At 49.7% G+C, this 455-nt stretch carries 1 pseudogene; it reads left to right on the top strand.

From position 1 onward, the window contains the following. Window positions 1-41: 41 nt before the first annotated feature. Window positions 42-455: pseudogene (locus LI149_RS15085) on the top strand (sensor histidine kinase); the annotation flags it as partial.

Here is a 455-nt window from a genome sequence, read left to right as displayed (position 1 = left end):
GTTCGTGGGATGGGCTATCGTCTGGAAACGGGGGTGGCTCCATGAAGCAGCTTTGGCGCATAACAGAGCGATACTACCCCTGGCTATTGTTGCTGTTGGGCGTGGATTGCTTTTGTGCTATCATTCTTTGGATTTCTGACATTCAGGCATTTCAACCCTTGATTGGGTTAGTAGTTCTGACAAGCCTCCTTTTGTTTTCAGCGATTCTGTTTGTACTAAACAAGCGGGAGACTACCCGCCGAGAACTGTTCCGGGATTTCCTCAGTGATCCTACCATCTGCAACGAGGAACGGCTGCTCAGTGCCATCAGCCGGGAAGAAGGAGAATCTATCCGGCTTCTGGCATCAGTTTTACAGGAACACAAAACTGAGAGTAACAGTATGGCAGATGCCCTACAGGACTATGAAGAATATGTGGAGGGCTGGGCACATGAAGCGAAAACGCCCCTATCGTTG

Origin of the sequence: Dorea sp. 210702-DFI.3.17 (genome assembly GCF_020560825.1) — a bacterium.
GTDB classification, from domain to species: domain Bacteria; phylum Bacillota; class Clostridia; order Lachnospirales; family Lachnospiraceae; genus Dorea; species Dorea formicigenerans.
The sequence above is the reverse complement of the archived record's forward strand: the minus strand, read 5'-3'. Positions and strand labels throughout refer to the sequence as shown.